This window comes from Cellulomonas persica, assembly GCF_007989825.1.
Lineage (GTDB): Bacteria > Actinomycetota > Actinomycetes > Actinomycetales > Cellulomonadaceae > Cellulomonas > Cellulomonas persica.
On record NZ_BJUA01000015.1, the window covers coordinates 47,212 to 67,857 of the forward strand.

Below are 20,646 nucleotides of genomic sequence, written 5' to 3' on the forward strand. Positions count from 1 at the left end.
GGCGGGCAGACCGCCCGCCCCCGAGCCCTGAGGACGCGGGCGGCGTGCGACGGCCAGCCCCCGACCCTGAGGATGCGGGCGGCGCGCGACGGCGCGCCCCGGTCACGCAGCGCGTGCTCGCACGCGAGTCGGTGGCCGCCCCCAGGCGCGTGAGTGGGCTAGAAGGCGTACGAGTGCAGGCCCGGGAGGACGAGGTTGACGACCGTGAAGTTCGCGAGCACGCACGCGTAGCCGACGAACACGAAGTAGGCCGCCTTGCGACCGCTCCACCCGCGCGTCGTGCGTGCGTGCAGGTAGCCCGCGTACACGACCCACGCGACGAACGTGCCGACCTCCTTGGAGTCCCAGTTCCAGTACCGACCCCACGCGTCCTCGGCCCAGATCGCGCCGCCGATCAGCGTGAGGGTCCACAGGACGAAGGCAACCGCGTTGAGCCGGAACGAGAGGGCCTCGAGGCGGCGGGCGTCGGGCACCTGCTCGAGCCAGCGGAACCGCGGGCCGGTGACGGCCAGGCCCGAGAAGGCCTGACGGAGGCCGTCGGCGGACTTCCACGGGTGGTCGAGGTGCGAGCGACCGGTCTCGCGGCCGTGCCGCAGCACCTGCAGGACCGCGGTCGCGAACGCGACCGTGAAGATGCCGGTGGCGATGATCGCGACGCCCACGTGCAGCACGAGCCAGTAGTTCTGCAGCGCAGGTCGGACGGCGTCGGCCCGGACGAAGAAGCTCTCGAGCGCCACGACGAGCGCCGTGACCGCGATGCCCATGACGACGACGCCGAGGAAGGCGATGACGCGACGGCGCTGCACGATCGCGAGCACCGTCGTCGCGACGAACACACCGACGAGCGTGAACTCGTACATGTTCGCCGTGGGCCACCGACCGGCGGCCACACCCCGCAGCACGATCGCGACGAACAGCAGCGCGCTGCCGAGATAGGTCGTGGAGCGCGCGATGCCCTCGGCGCGCGGCGAGCGACCGGGCGCCGCCTCGGCGGCCGAGCCCGCGACGGCTGAGACACTGCCCCCGCCCGTCGCGCTCCCGGAGAGGGGCGACGAGACGCGTGCCGACGAGCCCGCACCCGCACCGACGCCCGCGGTGGCCGGCACGTTCGCGCGGTCCTGGACGGCCGCGGCACCGGCCGCGTCGGCGTCGGCGCCCTCGCGCCGCTGGGCGTTGTCGGCGAGCCGCGCGAGGTCGACCGTGTAGGCGATCAGCGCGATGGTGAATGCCGTCGCCGCCGCCCAGACGAGCAGCGTGCTCAGATCACCCGTGTTCATGCCTTCTCCTCATCAGTGACGCGCTGCGCGTCCGGTGCTCGGTCGGCGCCGTGCGGCTTCGGCCCCGACGTGTGCTGGACACGGTCGGCGGCGGCGAGCGCCGCGACGAGCACGCGTTCGAGCTCGGGCTGGAGGCCGACGTCGTCGCCGCGCGCGAGCCCGGCGGCGGTCACCACTGTAGATCCCTGGCTCGGACCCGCACCGTCAGCGCCCTGCTCACGAGCGCCGTGCTCACGAGCACCGTGGTCACGAGCGCCGTGCTCACCAGCGCACTGCTCGCCGGCGGACGCGTGCTGACCGTCTGCAGCGGGCTTGCCGTCGGGCGCGGGCTGACCGTCGGGTGCGGGCTGACCGTCAGGTGCGGGCCGCCCCTCGGACGTCCCAGCGCCGGCGGTCGGGGTCGCGCGGATCCACAGACGGCGGCGCGGGGCGAACAGCGACGCGGCGAGACCCGCGAACGCGGCGAGCGAGAACACGAGCACGTAGGTGAGTGCCGGGTCGTGCCGCAGGTCGAGCGCGACGTAGCGCGACACGTCCCCGAACGTCACCGAGCCGAGCCCATCGGGCAGCTCGACCGTCTCGCCGGGTCGCAGGTACAGCGTGATCGCCTTGCCGGAGTCGTCGACCGCCTGCTCCATGCGCGACTCGTCGAGCTGGTAGGCGTTCTGCGGCACCCCGGTGTCGAGCCCGAGGTTGCCCGACCAGACGGACAGCACGAGCAGCGGCGAGTCGGGCTGGGGGTGCACCGACCGGAACAGGCCGTCGGCGACCTCGACAGCGGTGGGCAGCAGGTAGCCGACGAGCCCGATCTGCGGCTGGTCGTCGGACACGTCCGGGACCTTCACGACGCCGCGCGAGGTGTAGACCTCGTCCTGCGGCAGGAACGGCACGGCGCCCGCGAAGGCGACCTCGCCGGACCCGTCGCGCACGGTGAGCTCCGGCGCGTACCCGTTGCCCTGCAGGTAGATCTTGCCGCCGTCACGCTCGAGCGGGTGGTTGACCTTGATCGTCTCCGCGTGGGGTGTGCCGTCGGGGTCGGTGACCGTCACGTAGGCGGCGAAGTCGCGCGGCTCGAGGGTCTCCTCGTCGAACCGTGCGGTGAAGTCGTCGAGCCGGACCGTGAAGGGCTGCAGGCTGTCCTCGCGGAACGCCGTGCCCTTCTCGAACGTGTCGTACTCCTTGACGGCGTTCGCCATGCCCCGGCCCTGCAGGATGATCGCCTGCCCGCGGTAGTGCAGCATCTGCCCGGCCGCGATCGAGACGAGCAGCCCGACGAGCGCGAGGTGGAAGACGAGGTTGCCCGTCTCGCGCAGGTACCCGCGTTCGGCCGAGACGGACCACGTGCCCTGGCCCTCGTCGTGCACGTCCACGCGGTAGGACCGCACGAACGGGAGCCACGCGGGGCCGCGCCGCATCGCGTCACGTGCGGCGAGGACGACCTGCTCGGGTGTGGCGTCGCTCGTCGCGTCGGCGCGCGCCGGGAAGCGCGTGAGCCGGCGGGGCGTGCGCGGCGGGCGGCCGCGCAGTGCGCCGAGGTGGGCGCGGGCCCGCGGCAGGATGCAGCCGACGAGCGAGATGAACAGCATCAGGTAGATCGCCGAGAACCAGATCGACGAGTACACGTCGAAGAACCCGAGCCGGTCGAGCCACGGGCCGAGAGTCGGGTGGTCGACGAGGTACTCCGCGACCTTGGCGGGGTCCTGCGAGTTCTGCGGGAACATCGTCCCGGGGACGGCCGCGACCGCGAGGAGCATGAGCAGCAGCAGCGCCACGCGCATGCTCGTGAGCTGGCGCCACGCCCAGCGCGCCCAGCCGACGAACCCGAGCGACGGCAGCTGGGCCGCGGTGGTGTCCCGCTCCCCCGCGGCCCGCGGGCCGGGCGTGACCGAGCCCGCTCGGGCGGTGCCGGTGGCGTCGCCGTGGGCGGGGTCAGTGGCGTCGGAGGTGTCGGCGTCGGAGCCCGCCGTCGCGAACGTGTCCTCGAGGCCGTCAGGGCGGTAGGCGGTCATGTCACACCACCGGCACGAAGTCGTCGGTGAACACGCCCTGCAGCCACTGCGCCCACTGGCCCCACACGCCGGTCACGAGCGCGAGCCCCAGGACGACGAGCAGGCCGCCGCCCACCCGCATGATCGCGAGCCGGTGCCGGCGCAGGAAGGCCAGCGCGCGCGCGGAACGCTCGACGCCGAGCGCGACGAGCAGGAACGGCAGCCCGAGGCCCACGCAGAACGCGACCGCGAGCACCGCCCCGCGCGCGGCGGACGCCTGGTCGAGCGACAGCGTGTAGATCGCCGCGAGGGTCGGGCCGATGCACGGCGTCCACCCGAGCCCGAACGTCACGCCGAGCAGCGGCGCCCCCCACAGCCCCGCGCGAGGCGCGAGGTGCAGACGCTTGTCCTGCTGGAGGAAGGGCACGAACCCGAGGAAGGCGAGCCCCATGAGGATGACGACGACGCCAAGGACCCGCGACAGCGTGTCCGACCACTGCACGAGTGCGGCGCCGAGCGTGCCCGCGAGCACGCCGAAGACGACGAAGACCAGCGAGAACCCCGCGACGAACAGGCCCACCCCGACGAGCACGCGCCCACGGCCGGGTGCCGAGGTCACCGACGAGCCGGCGGTCGTCGAGGACCCCGAGGCGGAGGACCCCGCGGACGAGCCGACGGGCGGGAGGCCGGGTGCCGTGCCGCGCACGATGCCCCCGGCGATCACGGGAGCTCCACCGACGGCGGGTGCCGTCCGGCCCGACGCAGCGCCGGTCATGCCGCCGAGGAACGCGAGGTAGCCGGGCACGAGCGGCAGGACGCACGGGGACGCGAACGACACGAGCCCGGCCAGCACGGCCACGGGGATCGCGAGCGCGAGCGACCCGCTCGAGGCGGTCCGGCCGAACGCGTCACCGGCGTCGGCCAGCACGGGGCCGGCCGCCGTCGTCCCCGAAGTCACCGACGTGAGCGTCGCGGCGAGGGTCACGAGGCCACCGGCTCGTCGAGCAGGTCGTCGACCAGCGTGCGCAGGGTGGAGGCGTCCGCGAGCCCCACGACGCGCGCGGCGACCTTGCCGGACCGGTCGAGCACGACCGTCGTCGGCACGGCGTTGAGCGGGACGACGCCCTGCAGCGCCGCGACCGCCGCGCCGGTGCGGTCGTCGATGCTCGGGTACGGGATGTCGAACGTGCGCTGGAAGGCCTCGGCCGCGCCGGCCTCGTCGCGCGAGTTGAGCCCGAGGACCTGGACGCCCTGGGTGGCGTAGTCGTTCGCGAGCGCCACGAGGTCGGGGGCCTCCGCGCGGCACGGCGGGCACGCCGCGTACCAGGTGTTGAGGACGACGACGTCGCCCTGCCACGCCGTGACGTCCTGCTCCTGGCCCGCGTAGTCGGTGCCGGAGAGCGCCACGGGACCCTGGCGGTCGCCGACGGCCCAGGTCGTCGTCGACCCGTCGCCCGACTGGTAGTTCTGGCCGACGACGTCGTTCGTCTGCTCCGCGGGGCCGCACCCGGCGAGCACGACGACCGCGGCCACGGCCACGGCGAGGCCGACGAACGGGCGGCGCGCGACGCGACCGACGGCGCGACGGCGCGTGGCAGGACGCTGACGGACGCTCACGTCACGCCCCCGCCACGGTCGCGGCGCCCGGCAGCAGCGCGGCGGCGGGCTCGGTGTAGGTGATCGAGACGAGCTCGTCGTCCTCGTAGCGCAGGCTCGTCAGCGAGGCGAGCGAGCACTGACGCTTGCGCGGGTCGTGCCACAGGCGGCGGTTCTCGAGCGCGAGCCGCGTGACCCACACCGGCAGTTGGTGCGAGACGAGCACGACCTCGTGGCCGCGGGCCTGCTCGCGTGCGTCCTCGACGGCGGCGAGCATGCGGTCGACCTGCTGGCGGTACGGCTCGCCCCACGAGGGCCGGAACGGGTTGCGCAGGAACGGCCAGTGCTGGGGGTGCCGCAGCGAGCCGTCGCCGACCCCGAACGTCATGCCCTGGAAGTGGTTCTCGGCCTCGATCAGGCGCGCGTCGGTGCCGATGGGCAGGCCGAACGCGGCCGCGATCGGACCCGCGGTCTCCTGCGCACGCTCGAGGGGCGAGGCGATCACGGCCACGACGTCACGCCGCGGTCCCGCAGGCACGTCGCTGACCGCGCCGCGCGCGACGGTGTCGGCGGCCTCGTCGTCGTGCCCGAGCTCGCTCAGCCACGCGCCGTCGTACGTGCGTCCGGACAGGTGCGTGGCGACGATGCGCGCCATCGCGCGGCCGCGTTCGGACAGGCGGTAGCCCGGCAGGCGGCCGTAGAGCACACCCCCGGGGTTGTGCACCTCGCCGTGACGCATCAGATGGACGGTGGTCGCGACCATGGCAGTCAGTGTCCCTCACGCACCCGTGTGCTCGTGGCCCGGTCCGCCCTCATACGGAGTGACACCCGCCACCGGTGAGGTGGGCGCGCACCGCCTCCATCGCCTCGCCGAGCGCGGCGAACTGCTCGGGAGTCAGGACGTCGACGAGGTGGGCCCGTACCGACCGCACGTGACCCGGCGCCGCGGCGACGAGCCGCTGCCACCCCTGCTCGGTCATGACGCAGTCGACGCCGCGCGCGTCGGACGGGCACGGGCGTCGTTCGACGAGCCCGTCGGACTCCATGCGACGGATCGTGTGGGTGAGCCGGCTGCGCGAGTGCGCGAGGCCGGTCGCGATCTCGGACATGCGCATGGTGCGGTCGGGCGACTCCGAGAGCCGCACGAGCACCTCGTACTCGTGGATGGAGAGTCCCGACTGCTGGTCGAGCTCGTGCGCGAGCACGTCGGAGAGCATCGCGGTGGCGGTCCGGAACGACCGCCAGGAGACTTGCTCGTCGGCGGTGAGCCAGCGCACGGGCGGTTCCGCCGAGTCGGCGCCGCCCGCGGCGTCACCGGTGGCGTCGGTCTCGCGAGTCGCATCGCGGCTCGTGTCGAGGGCGTCTCCCGTGACGGTCGTGCGGTCGGCGTCGGTCTCGGCGGTCGCCTCGCGTGGGTCGCGGGCGTCGGCAGCGCGCGCGACGGTCGCGGCGGTCGGGTCGGTCACGGGTCACCTCTCTCGTGCGGGCGACGACGCGGCGGTGTCGTGAGCCGGTCGCGCCGGGTCCGGCCTGCGGGTCGGGCGGACGCGTGGAACGCCTGCACGGGCTCGCTCGCCTGCCGGTCGCGTCCCTGCGACTGCTCGACACGCACGAACCTGCGGTTCGCAGTCTGGCAGCCGGGACGCGTGACGGACGTGATGCGCACCACGAGCACTTGCGCTCCGCCCCCCACTGTAGTACAACTTTGAACTAACAGGTTGTTGAGAGTTCAACGATCTCGACGGACCGAGCACCACGACCCGAGAACGACGAACCGCACGACCCCCCACGACAGGAGCACTCGCCATGAGCACCACGACCACCGCCCTCCCCGCCGGCCTCACCACGGGCACCTGGGCGATCGACCCCTCGCACACCGAGGCGGCGTTCACCGTCCGTCACGCGGGCATCTCCAAGGTTCGCGGCACGGTGGCGGTCACCGAGGGCCAGATCGCGGTCGGCGAGGACCTGGCGAGCACGTCGGTCACGGCGACGCTGGACCCCGCGACCGTCTCGACCGGCGACGCGAACCGCGACGGCCACCTCAAGAGCGGCGACTTCTTCGACGTCGAGAAGTTCGGCCAGTGGTCGTTCACCTCGACCCAGATCCGTCCCGAGGGCGGCGAGTACGTCATCGCCGGTGACCTCACGATCCACGGCGTCACGCGTCCGGTCGAGCTCGCGACCGAGTTCAACGGCTCGGCGGTCGACCCGTTCGGCAACACGCGCGCCGGGTTCGAGGCGTCCGTGACGATCTCCCGCAAGGACTTCGACCTGACGTGGAACGCGGCCCTCGAGGCCGGCGGCGTCCTCGTCTCCGACAAGGTCACCATCACGCTCGACGTCTCGGCCATCAAGCAGGCCTGACGCAGCGCTCGCCGGTCGGCGAGCCACTCACCGCCGCGGGGCGGGTCCGCACGTCGGGCCCGCCCCGCGGCGTCTGCGCCGGAGCACGGCGCGGTGCGAGTCCTCGAGGCCGTGAGCCCGCGCGTCAGCGGGCGCGCGGCGGGACCGCGGCGCGCTCGAGGTCGGCGTGCCGACGCGCGTCGTGGAACGCGAGGATCTGCAGCTCGCTCGCGACGTCGACGGCGCGCACGGTCACGCCGTCGGGCACGCGCAGCGCACGCGGTGCGAACGTCAGCAGCCCCGTCACTCCCGCGGCCACGAGCGCGTCGCACACGGACTGCGCGTGCTGCGCCGGCACCGCGATCACCCCGACCGACGCGCCCGTGCGCGCCACGACCTGCGGCAGGTCCTCGATCGGCTCGACGACGAGCCCCGCCACGCGCGTCCCGACGACCTGCGGGTCGACGTCCACGAGCGCCGCGACGTCGAACCCGCGCTCGGCGAACCCGCCGTAGCTCGCCAGCGCGTGCCCCAGGTACCCGATCCCGACGATCACGACGGTGCGCCGCGTCGCCACGCCCAGCACGACACCGATCTGCTGCTCGAGGTGCGCCACGTCGTACCCGACCCCGCGCCGCCCGTACGAGCCGAGGAACGACAGGTCCTTGCGGAGCTGCTCCGGGGAGACGCCCGCCGCGCGCGCGAGCTCCTGCGACGTCACGACCCCCGCGTCGCGCACCGCCTCGAGCGCGTGCAGGTAGCGGGGAAGGCGCGCGACGGTCGCGTCGGGGACCTGAGCCGCGCTCATCGGCCCCCACCGGCGACGTCCGTGCCCACCGGGATGCTCGCCGCGGTCGCCAGAGCCATGCTCCTCGTCGCGCCCACGTGCGCTCCGTCAGCGGGCGGCCAGCGCACGCCGCAGCCGCGCCGACTCGATCCGCCAGTACCCCTGACGGACGCCGTCCACCTCGACCACGGGCACGAGCTCGCTCAGCTCGCCGAGGTCCCGCCCGGGCTCGACGTCGCGGTCGACGTCCACCTCGCGCCACGTCGTGCCCGCGAGCGTGGCCTCCGCGGCCACGACCGCACGCGCGTCGGCGCACAGGTGGCATCCCTCACGCGAGAAGAGCACCACACGGGCGGCGGTCGTCGGCTCGTCGGGCACGTGCCGACACTAGACCCGACGAGGGCCGTCGTGGGGCCGTCTCGCCCATCGCCTGCGATCCCGACACGCCTCGCCCGACGCCGACCGCGCCGGACCGCCTCGCCCGGCAGAGCGCCGCAGCGCCTCGTCCGTGGCCCACCGGGCGGCGGGTGCGGGCGACGGACGGCCGGGCGCGCCGAGCCGTCGACGGTCCGACCGAGCCCGGCACGGGGCTCCCAGGGAGCCTGGATACAGTGGCCGGGTGTCCGAGCCCAGCGGTCCCGTCGACGCCGATCCGGCGGGTCCCGACCGTGAGGGCGCTCCACGCGCGGCCGCGTTCTTCGACGTCGACAACACGATCGTGCGGGGTGCGAGCGCGTTCCACCTGGCTGTCGGGCTCTACCGACGCGGGTTCTTCCGGCCGTGGGACCTCGTGCGGTTCGCGGGCCACCAGCTGCGGTACCGGATGCTCGGCGAGAACCGCCGGCAGATCGACAAGCTGCGCGGCGAGGCGCTCTCGATCATGCGCGGGCACTCGGTCGCGGAGGTCACCGCGATCGCGGAGGACGTGTACGACGAGGTGCTGCACCTGCGGATCTACCCCGGCACGCGCGCGCTGCTCGACGCACACCGGGCGGCGGGCCTCCCGGTCTGGTTCGTGACGGCGTCGCCGCGCGAGATCGCCGAGCTGCTCGCGCGACGGTTGGGAGCGACCGGCGCGCTGTGCACCATCGCGGACGAGGTCGACGGCTTCTACACGGGCCGGCTCGTCGGGGACATGCTGCACGGCGAGGCGAAGGCGCGGGCCGTCCAGGCGCTGGCCGAGCGTGCGCACCTCGACCTCACGCAGTCGTACGCGTACGGCGACTCGACGAACGACCTTCCGCTGCTGCGCAGCGTCGGCTTCCCGTGCGCGATCAACCCGGACCGCCGCCTGCGCCGCCGCGCGGCCCAGCTCGGCTGGCCGGTGCGCGACTTCCGGCCCGCGCGTCGCACGGCCCGCCGCAGCGCGGGTGCCGCGACGTTCGCGGGCGGCGCGTGGGCGGTCGCGGTCACCGCACGAGCGGCACGACGCGCGTTCCTGTCCCGCGCCGAGCGCTGAGCCCACCACCCCCGTCCGGCCAGTGACCTGCTGCTCCCGACGGACACCGAGCCCGACGGCCACCGCGGCGGTCGGCAGACCAAGTCAGGCGGTCACCGAGGCAGGCGGGGCCTGAACCTTACGTCCCGGTTGCGACGGGAACGCCGCTTCGCGACCTCGTCGGCGACCGGTCTGCTTGGGTGCCAGCGCCCTGACCGGGGGCTGATCGCCCGGGGCAAGCCGCCTAAGGTGGTCCGCCGTGACCGTTCATGTCCGACTTGCCCGGCACGACGACGCCCCGGCCCTGGCCGAGCTCGCCGCCGTGACGTTCCCGCTCGCGTGCCCTCCGGGGTCGACCCCCGAGGACCAGCGCGCGTTCGTCGACACGGTGCTCTCGCAGAGCGCGTTCGAGGGCTACCTCGCCGACGGCCGGCGCACCGTGCTCGTCGCGGAGGACGACGAGGACGGCACGCAGCTCCAGGGGTACGCGATGCTCGTGGCGGGCATGCCCGCCGACCCCGACGTGCGCTCGACGCTCTCGCTGTGGCCCACGGTGGAGCTCTCGAAGTGCTACGTGCGCCCGCAGCGGCACGGCGCGGGTGTGGCGGACCTGCTGATGGACGCGAGCCTGGAGGACGCGCGGGGTCGTCGCGCCCTCGGCTGCTGGCTCGGCGTGAACCAGCTCAACGAGCGCGCGCAGCGCTTCTACCACCGGCACGGCTTCCGCCGGGTCGGTACCAAGCACTTCCGCGTGGGTTCCCGCATCGAGGACGACTACGTCCTCGAGCGCGTCCTGTGACCCGAGCGCCCTCCCCGGGTCGCGCCCGTCAGCCCTGGGTCGTCAGGCGGACCACGTTCCACGAGACCGGCGGCACCTCGACGCGCAGGTGACCGTCGGCGACCTGTGCGGTCGCATTCGCGCGCGGGAGCACGGAGCTGTCGTCGTCGGCAGTCGCCTGCCACGTGTGGTCCGGGTTCGCGAGCGTGCTGGCGTCGACGAGGCGCAGGCCGGGGATCGACCGCAGGTCGACGTCGAGCAGCGCGGGCTCGTCCGTCGAACGGTTCACGGCGAACAGCGCGACGTCACCGGTCTCGGCGTCGTACGTCGCCACCGCGTCCGCGAGCGCGGCGTCGCCGTACTTGGCGGTCTCGTACGTCGCGACGTCGAGCGCGACCCGCAGCACGTCGCCGCGCGCGAAGCGCGACGCCTGCGCGAACGGGTGGAAGGTCGTCTGCTTCCAGGAGCGGCCGCCGGGCTCGGTCATGATCGGCGCGATGACGTTGACGAGCTGCGCGAGCGACGCGGCGTGCACGCGGTCGCTGTGCCGCAGCAGGCTGATGATCAGGTTCCCGACGACGACCGCGTCCGCGACGTTGTACCGGTCCTCGAGCAGGATCGGGGCGACGGGCCAGTCGTCGCCCGTGGGCGGCTGGGACTCGGCGCGGTGCTGGTACCAGACGTTCCACTCGTCGAACGAGATGTGGATCCGCTTGGCGAGCTTCTTGTGCGCACGGACCGCGTCGGCGGTCGCGGTGACCGACTCGATGAAGTGGTCCATGTCGGTCGCGGACGCGAGGAACGAGCCGAGGTCGCCCTCGTCCTCCCAGTAGTACGCGTGCGCGGAGATGAGGTCGACGTGCTCGTAGGCCTCGGTGAGCACGATGCGCTCCCACTCGCCGAACGTGGGGATCGCGACACCGGACGAGCCGCACGCGACGAGCTCGAGGTCGGGCTGGATCATGCGCATCGCACGGGCCGTCTCGGCCGCGAGCCGGCCGTACTCGTAGGCCGTCTTGTGCCCGATCTGCCACGGGCCGTCCATCTCGTTGCCCAGGCACCACATCGTGATGTCGTGCGGCTCGGGCGTGCCGTTCGCGCGGCGCAGGTCCGACAGGCGGCTGCCGCCCTTGACGTTGCAGTACTCGAGCAGGTCGAGCGCCTCCTGGACGCCCCGCGTGCCCAGGTTGACCGCCATCATCGGCTCGACGTCCGCCGCCTTGGTCCAGCGCATGAACTCGTCGACACCCACCGTGTTCGGCTCGGTCGAGTGCCATGCGAGGTCGAGCCGGCTCGGGCGCTCGGCCACCGGGCCCACGCCGTCCTCCCAGCGGTACCCCGACACGAAGTTGCCGCCCGGGTACCGCACGGTGCTCACGCCGAGCTCACGCGTGAGCTCGATGACGTCCTTGCGGAAGCCGTCACCGTCGGCCGTCGGGTGCGACGGGTCGTGGATGCCGGTGTAGACGCACCGCCCCAGGTGCTCGACGAACGAGCCGAACGTGCGACGGCGCACGGGGCCCACTCGGAACGCGGGATCGATGGTGATGCTCACGGGGATCATGCGGGACCTTCTGAGACGTCGGGGCTGTCACGGTGCGCCTCGCAGCGGGGCGGGCCGGACCTGTCGCGACAGCGTCGACGCGACGAGGCACGGTCCACCCGCGGACTGGGCGACCTGTTTCTCCATCGTTGTAGAACGGGCCGATCATGTCACGTCAATACACGAAAGAAGGGCCCGACCACGCGGTCGAGCCCTTCTCTCATGCGCTGCCTGCGCAGCGCGAGGTCACTTCTTGTTGCGACGCTGGTGACGCGTCTTGCGCAGCAGCTTGCGGTGCTTCTTCTTGGCCATCCGCTTGCGGCGCTTCTTGATGACGGAGCCCATGGGTCCACTCTCGCTTCCGGGTGTGGCCCGCGGAGGCGGACCGGTGCTGGTCGATCGGCGCGTGGCCACCCGTGAGGGCCTCGGCGGCGCGCTCGCACGCGCAACCGTCCACGCAGAGGAAAGTCCGAGCGCCTACCTTACGCGATCGGCGGGCATGCCCGCGACGCGCAGTCGGCCGCCGGACGGATGCCGGGCGTCACACCCGGCGCGGTCCCGCCGCAGCGGCGCCTCGCGCGGCGCGTGGTGCGACGCCGACGCGCCCGTCGGGACGACGTCGGCACCCGTCAGGACGAGCGGCGCGTCAGGACGAGCGGCGCGTCAGGACGAGCGGCGCTCGGTGTCCTGCTCGGGCGCGATCGCGGACATCGACGACCGCAGGTACGCGTCGAGCGCGTCCTGCGGGACGCGGAAGGAGCGGCCGACGCGCACGCCGGGCAGCTCGCCCGAGTGCAGCAGCCGGTACACCGTCATCTTGGAGACGCGCATGACGTCGGCGACCTCCACCACCGTCAGGTAGCGCACGCGGCCCGGCTGGTCGCTCATCTTGGCGGTCATCCTCCTGGGCGTCGTCCGACGCTCGTCCACGGCCCGACCGGCGGTCCGGCTCGTGCCCACGTCCAGCCCGTCGTCCGGCTGGCTGGTGCCAACCCTAGTGGCGCGTGGGACACGAGTGAAAGGGGTGACGAGAGTGACAACCGAACGTGCGACGCACGACCCCGACGATCGGCACCGCCGAGGACGAACCGGACACCTTCCGGGCGTGGGCGACCCGCCCGGCAGCGGAGCACGGGTCGCCGCAGGCCGACGCTCAGTCGTGGTCGACGTCGAGGCCCAGGTGCGGGAAGCTCAGCGACCGGGTCGCGCGGATCGCGCGGTCCACGTCGTCGGACGGGTCGAACCCCGACCGCCACGCACGGAACGTCGGCTCGGCCACGTCCGACATCCGGTCCGGCCCCTCGCGGCCGTACTGCTGCGCGACGCGCTCGCGCCACGCCTGGGGCACCGTCGTGCCCGGCGCGACGTCCCGGTGCGCGGCCACCGCGAGGAGCCGCGCCCACGCCCGCGGCACGACGTCGATGATCGCGTAGCCGCCGCCCCCGACCGCGACCCACCGCCCGTCGGTCAGCTCGTGCGCGAGCTCGTCGAGCCGTCGGGCGACGAGGACCTGCGCGTCGACCGAGACCCGCAGGTTGCTCAGCGGGTCGAGGCCGTGCGTGTCGCAGCCGTGCTGCGTGACGAGCACCTGCGGTCGGAAGGCGCGCACCACCGCCGGCACCACGGCGTCGAACGCGCGCAGCCAGCCCGCGTCGCCCACCCCGGCGGGCAGCGGGAGGTTCACCGCCGAGCCGGGCGCACCCGCGCCTCCGGTCTCGTCGGGATGACCGCTGCCGGGGAACAGCGAGCGCCCCGACTCGTGCATCGACACCGTGAGCACCCGGGGGTCGTCCCAGAACACCGCCTGCACGCCGTCGCCGTGGTGCGCGTCGACGTCCACGTACGCGACCCGCTCGGCGCCCTCGGCGAGCATCGCGCGGATCGCGACGGCGACGTCGTTGTAGACGCAGAAGCCCGACGCGGCGCCCGGCATGGCGTGGTGCATGCCGCCCGTGATGTTCACGGCGTGCGTGCGCTGCCCGCGCCAGACCGCGAGCGCGGCGTCCACCGTCCCCTGCACGACGCGCGCAGAGGCCTCGTGCATGCTCGGGAACAGCGGGTCGTCGGCGGTCCCGAGACCGCGCGCCTCGTCGCGCACACCCTCGTCGGCCGCCCGTCGCACCGCCGCGACGTACGCGGGCTCGTGCACGGTCGCGAGCAGCTCGTCGTCGGCGATCTCGGCCGCCACGAGGTCGACGTGCTCGAGCAGCCCGAGCTCGGCCGCGAGGTCGATCGTGAGCGCGAGCCGGTCCGGTGCCATCGGATGCCCCCGGCCGAAGTCGTAGCGCAGCATCTCGGGGGCCCACTCCACGCGTGGCCGCTGCGTCATGCCCTCACCCAAACATCCCCGGGCCACCCTGTCGAACGGCGCGCTCCCCCAGGCCCGCAGGCCGCGGGCCGCGGTGGACCGGCAGTGGACCGGCAGTAGACCGGCAGTGGACCGGCGGTGGACGGGCCGGAGTCCGGCGACGAGTCGGCCCACGACGCCCGACGACCCGTCTCGCGGCCGCGGGCGGTGCACGGCCGCAAGCCCCGGGTCGTGCCAGAGTGTGCGATGCACGTCCGTCGGCCCGGGCCGGGACGGGCGGACGACGTGGGCACGACCGAGCCCGCCGGCGTGTGCCGGGTCGGGGCGACGTCACGGGTAGGAGGGAGCGTGGGCGGCATGGCGCGCACGGGTCCCGGCGTCCTGTGGCGAGCCCGCGAGATCGTCGACCGGTCGGCCCGCCAGTCGCCCGCGCGGCTCGCGCTGGGCGTGTTCGCAGCGGTCATCGCGCTCGTCACGGTGCTGCTGTCGGCGCCGTGGGCCACCGCGCACGGCAGCCGGGCGCCGTTCGTCGACGCGCTGTTCACGGCGACGTCCGCGAGCACCGTCACCGGGCTCGTCGTCGTCCCGACGGGCGAGTACTGGTCGACGTGGGGGCTCGTGGTCATCCTCGTCGCGATCAAGATCGGCGGCCTGGGCGTCATGACGCTCGCGTCGCTGCTGGGCATGGCGGTGTCGCGGCGCATCGGCCTGACGCAGCGCCTCCTGGTCTCCTCCGAGACGAAGTTCACGCGGCTCGGCGAGGTCGGCTCGCTCGTGCGCACGGTCATCGTGACGTCGACGATCCTCGAGGTCGCGATCGCGCTCGTCCTGCTGCCGCGGTTCCACATGTACGACGAGTCGTGGGGCACGGCCGCCTGGCACGCGATCTTCTACGGGGTGTCGTCGTTCAACAACGCCGGGTTCGTGCCGACCCCCGCGGGCCTCGCACCGTTCATCTCGGACTGGTGGGTGCTGCTGCCCATCATCGTCGGCGTGTTCATCGGGTCGCTCGGCTTCCCGGTGATCCTCAACGTCGCGCAGCACCTGCGTGAGCCGCGTCGGTGGAGCCTGCACGCCAAGCTGACGATCACGACGAGCGTCGCGCTCGCCGCCGCGGGCGCACTGCTCGTCGCCGGGTTCGAGTGGACGAACCCGGGCACGTTCAAGGACCTCGACGCGTCGGGCACCGCGCTCGCGTCGTTGTTCGCGGGCGTCATGCCCCGCTCGGCAGGGTTCTCGACGGTCGACGTCGGGCAGATGCACGAGTCGACCTGGCTGCTGTACGACGCGCTCATGTTCGTCGGCGGCGGTTCCGCGTCCACCGCGGGCGGCATCAAGGTCACGACGCTCGCGGTCATGCTGCTCGCGATCGTCGCCGAGGCGCGCGGCGACCGCGACGTCGAGGCCTACGGGCGGCGCATCCCGCGCGACGCGCTCCAGGTCGCGATCGCCGTCTCGCTCATCTCCGCGACGTTCGTGCTCATCGCGTCGCTCCTGCTGCTCGCGATGACCGGCGAGCGGCTCGACACCATCCTGTTCGAGACGATCTCCGCGTTCGCCACGTGCGGCCTGAGCACGGGCATCACGCCCACGCTGCCCGACGGCGCGAAGTACGTGCTCACCGTCCTGATGTTCATCGGCCGGACCGGCACGATGACGCTTGCGGCGGCGCTCGCGCTGCGCAACCGTCGTCGGGTGATCCGGCTACCGGAAGAGAGGCCGATCATTGGCTGAGACCATGCGCGACCCGCGGGCAGGCACCCAGAACGCCCCGCGCACGCCCAAGAAGGACTCCGGCGTCCTGGTGATCGGGCTGGGCCGGTTCGGCTCGGCGATCGCCGCGACGCTCGACCGGCTCGGGCAGGACGTGCTCGCGGTCGAGCGCTCCCCCGATCTCGTGGCGCAGTGGGCGGGCCGGATCGCGCTCGTCGAGGCGGACGCGACCAACCCCGAGGCGCTCGAGCAGCTCGGCGCGCGTGACTTCCCCGTGGCCGTCGTCGGCGTGGGGTCGTACCTCGAGGCGTCCGTGCTCATCACGGGCAACCTCGTCGACATCGGCATCCCGCAGATCTGGGCCAAGGCGATCTCGAACGAGCACGCGCGCATCCTGCAGCGCATCGGCGCCCACCACGTGGTGCTGCCCGAGGCCGACGCCGGCTCGCGGGTCGCCCACCTGGTGTCCGGCAAGCTGCTCGACTACATCGAGGTCGAGGACGGGTTCACGGTCGTCAAGATGCGCCCGCCGAAGGAGACGCAGGGCTTCACGCTCGCGCAGAGCAAGATCCGCGAGCGCTACGGCGTGACCGTGGTCGGCGTGAAGTCACCGGGGCTGGACTTCGTGTACGCGACTCCCGAGACGCGCATCTCGCAGAACGACATCATCATCGTCTCGGGCCACGCGGACCTGCTCGAACGGTTCGCCGCGCGCCCCTGAGGTGGGGTGTCGCTCGCCGTGCCGCACCGCTACCATCGCTGCTCGCGGCCCGGTGAGGTGCCGCGCGAGCACGTCCGGCGGTGCCGGACGCTGCCGACCAGGAGCGGAGGTCCGCGGATGGCGAAGACGCCGTCGGACGACGAGGTGCGCGCCCGGCTGGACGCCGTCGCGTATGGCCTCGCCGTCACGCCCGGCTTCCGGATCGCCGACCTCGACGCGGCCTCGACACCGTCGTTCGACGCCGGACGCACGGAGGGCGAGAAGCTGCTCGCGCGCATGGGCGAGCGCATGTCGGACCTGCAGGAGCGCCTGTACGCGCACGGCCGCACGGGCGGGAACCGGTCGGTGCTGCTCGTCCTGCAGGGCCTGGACACCGCGGGCAAGGGCGGGATCGCCCGGCACGTGCTCGGTCTCGTCGACCCGCAGGGCGTGTCGCTGAAGGCGTTCGGCCGCCCCACCCCCGAGGAGCTCGAGCACGACTTCCTGTGGCGCATCCGCAAGGCGCTGCCGCCCGCGGGCCGCATCGGGCTGTTCGACCGGTCGCACTACGAGGACATCCTGGTCCCGCACGCCGCCGGCACCGCGGACGCCGACGAGCTCACTGCCCGCTTCGACGCCATCGAGCAGTTCGAGCGCGAGCTCGTCGCGGGTGGCACGACGATCGTCAAGGTCGCGCTCTGGGTCTCGCGCGACGAGCAGTACGCGCGCCTGCGCGAGCGGCTCGAGCGCCCCGACAAGCACTGGAAGTACTCCCCGAACGACGTCGACGTGCGTCTCGCGCGCCCCGCGTACGAGGCCGCGTACGACGAGGTGCTGGCACGCTCGTCGTACGACATCGCCCCCTGGTACGTGGTGCCCGCGGACCGCAAGTGGTTCGCCCGGCTCGCGACCAGCGCGCTGCTGCTGCGCGCGCTGCTCGACCTGGGCCTGGGCTGGCCCGAGCCCACCTTCGACGTGACCACCGAGCTCGCGCGTCTGGACGCCACCCGCTGACGCGCGCCTGATGTCAGCTGGTGGGCACAACGGAGTGCCGACCAGCTGACTGCCCCACCCGCACCCCTCCCTGCCCGACCTCCCCTGCCGCGCCCCGCCCCGCCCGCGGCAGATCCGACGCGAGCGCGGCAGATCCGTCACGAGCGCGGGTCGCGCGAGGGCGCGCTCGCGGCCGATCTACCGCGCTCGGTGGCGGAGGGCGCGGGTAGGACAGGGCACGCGGCCCCGAGTCCTGAGTGGCCGCCCGACGCGAGCGCGGGATGCCTCGCGAACGCGGGACAAGCGTCGCGAGCGCGGGTGATCGGGCGCGAACGCGGGTCGCGCGGGGGTGCACTCGCGACCGATCTACCGCGCTCGGTGCCGGAGGGCGCTGGTAGGGCGCGCGGCCCCCAGCCGTGAGTCGCCGCCCGACCCCGAGCACGAGATCCCCCGCGAACGCGCGAAGCGTCCCGAGCGCGCAAGACGCAGGGCGAGCGCGGGTGATCCGTTGCGAGGGCGGGCGATCGGGCGCGAAGGCGGGTGGTGCGAGGGTGCGCTCGCGGCCGATCTACCGCGGTGGGTGTGGGAGGGCACTGGCGGGAGGGCACTGGCGGGACGCCCGGCCCCGTGAGGCATGGGCGGCCGCCCGGCGCGGGTGCGCGGCGGGCGGCGGCGGGCGGGTCGCCGGTCGACCGCGCTCGCGGTGGGGGGCGCGGTCATGGGAGGCGCGTGGCGGTCACGAGGGCCGCGTGGTCGACCTCGAGGGCCGGGGACTGGAGGCCGACCGCGGCCAGGGCGCGGCCCGTGAGGCGGACGGGGTGCGCCCACCAGGCCGGGCGGTCCCAGTCGCCGGGCGGCGAGAACGGGCCGCGCGGTGCGACCTCGTACGTCGCGTCCGGGTCCAGGCCCGGCAGGCGGACCAGGCCGGGCGGCCACGTCGCAGGGCGCTCGCGCTGCACGAGCGCGAACAGCGCGCGTGACCGGTCCTGCGCGACGACGCCGTGCAGCCACTGGCCCGCGGCGGGCATCTCGTCGCGCACCACGACGCCCGTGTGCAGCAGGGCTCGTTCGGCGCGGTAGAGCGCGATCCACGCGGCGAGCTCGGCGCGCTCGTCGTCGGACGCCGCCGCGAGGTCCCACTCGACGCCGAACGACCCGAGCAGCGCGGTGGCCGCGCGGAAGGACAGGTCGTGCACGCGACCCGTGGTGTGGGCGCGGTGGGCCCCGACGTGCGAGCCGACGAGCTCGGGCGGCAGGAGCTGGGCGGTCCACCGCTGGATCTCCTGGCGCTCGCGCGCGTCGAGGCAGTCCGACGCCCAGACCCGGTCGGTGCGTTCGAGGGCGCCCAGGTCGATGCGCGCGCCGCCCGACGAGCAGGACTCGATCTCCAGACCGGGGCACTGGGCGCGGACTGCGTCGAGCAACGCGTACACGGCCGCGGTCTGCGCGTGGACGCCCCCGGTCCCGTCGGCGCCGCCCGCCTCGACCAGGTCGCGGTTGTGGTCCCACTTGACGTAGTCGACGCCCAGCTCGCGCACGAGGGTGACGACGCGTCCGCGCAGGTAGGCGGCGACCTCGGGGCGGGAGACGTCGAGCACCTGCTGGTGCCGCGCGAGCGGCGGCCGCCTGCCGGGGACCTGCAGGATCCAGTCGGGGTGGGCGCGCGCCAGGTCGGAGTCGGGGTTGACCATCTCGGGCTCGAACCACAGCCCGAACTGCATGCCCAGGCCGTGCACGTGCGTGACCAGCGGCGCGAGCCCGTCGGGCCAGACGTCCTCGTCGACGAACCAGTCCCCCAGGCCTGCGGAGTCGTCGCGGCGCCCGCGGAACCAGCCGTCGTCGAGCACGTACCGCTCGACGCCGAGCGACGCCGCGAGGTCGGCGAGCTCGAGCAGACGCGGCAGCGAGTGGTCGAAGTACACCGCCTCCCACACGTTGAGGGTCACCGGCCGGGGCGTGCGCGGGTGCGTCGGACGGGCGCGCAGGTACGCGTGGAACCGGCCCGCGAGCTCGTCGAACCCGTCGCCGTACGAGCCGTACACCCAGGGCGAGGAGTACGACGAGCCCGGCGCGAGCCGCATCTCGCCGGGCAGCAGGAGCTCGCCGCCGGCGAGCGTGCGCGTGCCGTCGGGCAGGCGCTCGGCCTGCGTGCGGTGGTTGCCGGACCAGGCCACGTGCACGCCCCACGCCTCGCCGCGACGGAACCCGGTCCCCGGCTCGGCGGCGATGAGGACGAGCGTCGCGTCGGCACCGGTGCGCCCGCGCCGACCCTCGCGCACGTGCGTGCCGACCGTGAACGCGTGCTGCTGCGGAGCGCGCTCCTTGGCCCAGCGTCCCGCGAGGTCGTGCAGCTCGTCCGCGTGCGCCGGGACCGGCAGCGTCGGGAGCAGGGAGTCGAGCGTGTAGGGGGTCGTGCCGTCGTTGGTGAGCGTCGCGCGCATGCGGACCACGCCCTGCGCCGTGAGCTGGATCTCGAGCTCGAGACCGAGCTGCGCGTCCTCGTCGGACGCCGTCACACGCACCGTCCCGCCCAGGGGTCCGTCGCCGCCGTCCCCGTCGAGGTCGCCGTGAGCGGCCGCACCGGTCGGCGCACCGGTCGGCGCGTCGGTCGGCGCGTCGGTCGGCGCGTCCGTGGTCACGTCGGATGTCAGGTCGGTGCTCGCGCCCGTCGTCACGTCACTGGTCACGTGCGTGGACCGGACGACGAACGACGGCGACCACGCGTGCCCGTCGCGGTGCCCTGCGACGCCGGGGGTCCCGAGCCACGCATCGGCCTGGCCGGGCAGCACACCCGGCGCGACGGGCGCGTCGACCTGAGCGCCCGCACGCGGACGGGTCAACGCGCGCGCGAGATCGTCGTGCTCGTCGCGTCGGCCGCCGTCACGCCCGTCTCCGCGCCCGTCTGCGTGCCCGCCGCTGCGCCCGGTGCTGATCCCGTTCGTCTGCTCGTCGAGAAGGCCCTCGCCCAGGTCGGCGCCCCAGTGCAGGACGCGCGGCAACCGGTCGTCGGTCTCGAGCAGGAGGCTCACGCCCGAGGCGCGCAGGTGGACCAGCATGACGCCATCCAACCAACTCGCCCCGTGCGGCGTCAGCGTGAACCGGGCACGGCCTGCGGCGCGCGAGCGGGTGCGAGAGACACGTCAGCAGGCGCGAACGCGGACGGCGAGCCGGACTGGCGA

Annotated in this window: 19 protein-coding genes; 6 read left to right on the forward strand and 13 right to left on the reverse strand. The window is 73.9% G+C overall.

Translation table 11 applies throughout. From position 1 onward, the window contains the following. Positions 1–158 precede the first annotated feature (158 nt). Genes ccsB through CPE01_RS13645 form a run of 6 tightly spaced genes read right to left on the reverse strand, consistent with a single transcriptional unit; the run spans position 159 to position 6,327 of the window. On the reverse strand, positions 159–1,277 hold the full coding sequence (gene ccsB / locus CPE01_RS13620) for a c-type cytochrome biogenesis protein CcsB (protein ID WP_146807367.1): 1,119 nt from the start codon (positions 1,275–1,277) through the stop codon (positions 159–161). Then, positions 1,274–3,286, reverse strand: coding sequence for a cytochrome c biogenesis protein ResB (gene resB / locus CPE01_RS13625; protein ID WP_246783947.1), 2,013 nt, complete (start codon positions 3,284–3,286; stop codon positions 1,274–1,276). The genes ccsB and resB overlap by 4 nt, the downstream gene beginning before the upstream one ends. A 1-nt stretch (position 3,287) precedes the next feature. Next, complete coding sequence (locus CPE01_RS13630; protein WP_146807368.1) at positions 3,288–4,223, reverse strand: cytochrome c biogenesis CcdA family protein; 936 nt, start codon at positions 4,221–4,223, stop codon at positions 3,288–3,290. A gap of 23 nt (positions 4,224–4,246) precedes the next feature. Next, the gene (locus CPE01_RS13635) at positions 4,247–4,882 is read right to left on the reverse strand and encodes a TlpA family protein disulfide reductase (RefSeq protein ID WP_146807369.1); all 636 of its coding nucleotides are present in this window, start codon (positions 4,880–4,882) and stop codon (positions 4,247–4,249) included. 1 nt (position 4,883) lies between these two features. Further along, on the reverse strand, positions 4,884–5,624 hold the full coding sequence (locus CPE01_RS13640) for a histidine phosphatase family protein (protein WP_146807370.1): 741 nt from the start codon (positions 5,622–5,624) through the stop codon (positions 4,884–4,886). 49 nt (positions 5,625–5,673) lie between these two features. Then, the gene (locus tag CPE01_RS13645; protein WP_307723706.1) at positions 5,674–6,327 is read right to left on the reverse strand and encodes a MarR family winged helix-turn-helix transcriptional regulator; all 654 of its coding nucleotides are present in this window, start codon (positions 6,325–6,327) and stop codon (positions 5,674–5,676) included. Positions 6,328–6,667: 340 nt separating this feature from the next. Here CPE01_RS13645 and CPE01_RS13650 point away from each other — a divergent pair, with 340 nt between their 5' ends. Continuing rightward, complete coding sequence (locus CPE01_RS13650; RefSeq protein ID WP_146807371.1) at positions 6,668–7,228, forward strand: YceI family protein; 561 nt, start codon at positions 6,668–6,670, stop codon at positions 7,226–7,228. A gap of 124 nt (positions 7,229–7,352) precedes the next feature. Here CPE01_RS13650 and CPE01_RS13655 read toward each other — a convergent pair whose 3' ends face one another. Together CPE01_RS13655 and CPE01_RS13660 are read right to left on the reverse strand one after the other, a co-directional pair. Continuing rightward, positions 7,353–8,015 carry a redox-sensing transcriptional repressor Rex gene (locus CPE01_RS13655; RefSeq protein ID WP_146807372.1) on the reverse strand — a complete coding sequence of 221 codons (663 nt, stop codon included), beginning with the start codon at positions 8,013–8,015 and terminating at the stop codon, positions 7,353–7,355. Between the two features lie 87 nt (positions 8,016–8,102). Then, positions 8,103–8,372, reverse strand: coding sequence for a glutaredoxin family protein (locus CPE01_RS13660; protein WP_146807373.1), 270 nt, complete (start codon positions 8,370–8,372; stop codon positions 8,103–8,105). Positions 8,373–8,613: 241 nt separating this feature from the next. On the opposite strand from CPE01_RS13660, the gene CPE01_RS13665 reads away from it, so the two are divergent. After that, positions 8,614–9,453 carry an HAD family hydrolase gene (locus CPE01_RS13665; RefSeq protein WP_146807374.1) on the forward strand — a complete coding sequence of 280 codons (840 nt, stop codon included), beginning with the start codon at positions 8,614–8,616 and terminating at the stop codon, positions 9,451–9,453. A 238-nt stretch (positions 9,454–9,691) separates the two neighbouring features. Further along, a complete protein-coding gene (locus tag CPE01_RS13670) occupies positions 9,692–10,231 on the forward strand; it encodes a GNAT family N-acetyltransferase (RefSeq protein WP_146807375.1) in 540 nt (179 codons plus the stop codon). A gap of 28 nt (positions 10,232–10,259) precedes the next feature. On the opposite strand, the gene arfA is transcribed toward CPE01_RS13670, so the two are convergent. The 4 genes from arfA to CPE01_RS13690 all read right to left on the reverse strand — a co-directional run bounded on the left by arfA (position 10,260) and on the right by CPE01_RS13690 (position 14,082). Then, on the reverse strand, positions 10,260–11,774 hold the full coding sequence (arfA, locus tag CPE01_RS13675; protein ID WP_146807376.1) for an arabinosylfuranosidase ArfA: 1,515 nt from the start codon (positions 11,772–11,774) through the stop codon (positions 10,260–10,262). 225 nt (positions 11,775–11,999) lie between these two features. After that, positions 12,000–12,098, reverse strand: coding sequence for a 30S ribosomal protein bS22 (locus CPE01_RS13680; protein ID WP_003792170.1), 99 nt, complete (start codon positions 12,096–12,098; stop codon positions 12,000–12,002). A 318-nt stretch (positions 12,099–12,416) separates the two neighbouring features. Beyond that, a complete protein-coding gene (locus tag CPE01_RS13685) occupies positions 12,417–12,641 on the reverse strand; it encodes a helix-turn-helix domain-containing protein (RefSeq protein ID WP_146807388.1) in 225 nt (74 codons plus the stop codon). A gap of 265 nt (positions 12,642–12,906) precedes the next feature. Then, positions 12,907–14,082 (reverse strand): acetoin utilization protein AcuC, encoded by a 1,176-nt coding sequence (locus CPE01_RS13690; RefSeq protein ID WP_146807377.1) that lies wholly within the window; start codon positions 14,080–14,082, stop codon positions 12,907–12,909. Positions 14,083–14,418: 336 nt separating this feature from the next. On the opposite strand from CPE01_RS13690, the gene CPE01_RS13695 reads away from it, so the two are divergent. From CPE01_RS13695 to CPE01_RS13705, 3 genes are all read left to right on the forward strand, one after another. Continuing rightward, positions 14,419–15,795 carry a TrkH family potassium uptake protein gene (locus tag CPE01_RS13695; protein ID WP_146807378.1) on the forward strand — a complete coding sequence of 459 codons (1,377 nt, stop codon included), beginning with the start codon at positions 14,419–14,421 and terminating at the stop codon, positions 15,793–15,795. Between the two features lie 4 nt (positions 15,796–15,799). Continuing rightward, positions 15,800–16,495 carry a potassium channel family protein gene (locus tag CPE01_RS13700; protein WP_146807389.1) on the forward strand — a complete coding sequence of 232 codons (696 nt, stop codon included), beginning with the start codon at positions 15,800–15,802 and terminating at the stop codon, positions 16,493–16,495. Between the two features lie 117 nt (positions 16,496–16,612). Further along, positions 16,613–17,488, forward strand: a complete 876-nt coding sequence (locus CPE01_RS13705; RefSeq protein ID WP_146807379.1) for a PPK2 family polyphosphate kinase — start codon at positions 16,613–16,615, stop codon at positions 17,486–17,488. 695 nt (positions 17,489–18,183) lie between these two features. Here CPE01_RS13705 and CPE01_RS13710 read toward each other — a convergent pair. After that, a complete protein-coding gene (locus tag CPE01_RS13710; RefSeq protein ID WP_146807380.1) occupies positions 18,184–20,523 on the reverse strand; it encodes an alpha-galactosidase in 2,340 nt (779 codons plus the stop codon). Between the last annotated feature and the right edge of the window lie 123 nt (positions 20,524–20,646).

Coding starts and splice junctions, on each gene's coding strand:
- CPE01_RS13705 (WP_146807379.1), top strand. CDS start 16,613: ATGGCGAAGACGCCGTCGGACGACGAGGTGCGCGCCCGGCTGGACGCC.
- CPE01_RS13695 (WP_146807378.1), top strand. CDS start 14,419: ATGGCGCGCACGGGTCCCGGCGTCCTGTGGCGAGCCCGCGAGATCGTC.
- CPE01_RS13690 (WP_146807377.1), bottom strand. CDS start 14,082: ATGACGCAGCGGCCACGCGTGGAGTGGGCCCCCGAGATGCTGCGCTAC.
- CPE01_RS13650 (WP_146807371.1), top strand. CDS start 6,668: ATGAGCACCACGACCACCGCCCTCCCCGCCGGCCTCACCACGGGCACC.
- CPE01_RS13685 (WP_146807388.1), bottom strand. CDS start 12,641: ATGAGCGACCAGCCGGGCCGCGTGCGCTACCTGACGGTGGTGGAGGTC.
- CPE01_RS13680 (WP_003792170.1), bottom strand. CDS start 12,098: ATGGGCTCCGTCATCAAGAAGCGCCGCAAGCGGATGGCCAAGAAGAAG.
- CPE01_RS13655 (WP_146807372.1), bottom strand. CDS start 8,015: ATGAGCGCGGCTCAGGTCCCCGACGCGACCGTCGCGCGCCTTCCCCGC.
- arfA (WP_146807376.1), bottom strand. CDS start 11,774: ATGATCCCCGTGAGCATCACCATCGATCCCGCGTTCCGAGTGGGCCCC.
- ccsB (WP_146807367.1), bottom strand. CDS start 1,277: ATGAACACGGGTGATCTGAGCACGCTGCTCGTCTGGGCGGCGGCGACG.
- resB (WP_246783947.1), bottom strand. CDS start 3,286: ATGACCGCCTACCGCCCTGACGGCCTCGAGGACACGTTCGCGACGGCG.
- CPE01_RS13710 (WP_146807380.1), bottom strand. CDS start 20,523: ATGCTGGTCCACCTGCGCGCCTCGGGCGTGAGCCTCCTGCTCGAGACC.
- CPE01_RS13700 (WP_146807389.1), top strand. CDS start 15,800: ATGCGCGACCCGCGGGCAGGCACCCAGAACGCCCCGCGCACGCCCAAG.
- CPE01_RS13640 (WP_146807370.1), bottom strand. CDS start 5,624: ATGGTCGCGACCACCGTCCATCTGATGCGTCACGGCGAGGTGCACAAC.